This is a genomic window from Citrobacter sp. VF227, assembly GCF_052950715.1.
This window is the reverse complement of sequence record NZ_JBRFVF010000440.1, coordinates 1-459: the sequence shown is the minus strand read 5'-3', so window position 1 is coordinate 459 and position 459 is coordinate 1. Positions and strand designations below refer to the sequence as shown.

1 protein-coding gene is annotated in these 459 nt (G+C 65.8%); it reads left to right on the top strand.

The features are described from left to right. Positions 1–459 (top strand): diguanylate cyclase domain-containing protein (locus ACU8YC_RS27215; protein ID WP_446896290.1); only part of this gene is annotated, 459 nt, incomplete at both ends.

Below are 459 nucleotides of genomic sequence, written 5' to 3'. Positions count from 1 at the left end.
GTGCTGGATGGTGCGCGCAGCCAGCACGACGGCAAGCTGCTCGGCTACCGCGGCACCGCCAGCGACGTGACCGAGGAGACCCGGGCACAGGCGCGGGTTCAATACCTGTCGCAGCATGACGCACTGACCGGGCTGCCCAACCGCAGCCGCCTGCGTGACTACCTCGAGCAGAACCTGGCCTCGCTGCGTAGCGGCTCGACCCTGACGCTGCTGTATATCGACCTCGACCGCTTCAAACCGGTGAACGACACCCTTGGCCATGCGTCCGGCGACGAGGTGCTGATCGGTGTCGCGTCACGTCTGCGCGAGCGCACCCGCGATGGCGACCTGGTGGCGCGCCTGGGCGGCGACGAGTTCGTCGTCGTGCTCCATCGCATGGGCGAAGACAACGATATCGATCGTCTGTGCAACCGAATCATCGATGCGCTGAGCGCTCCGTTCATCTACGAGGATCAGCAG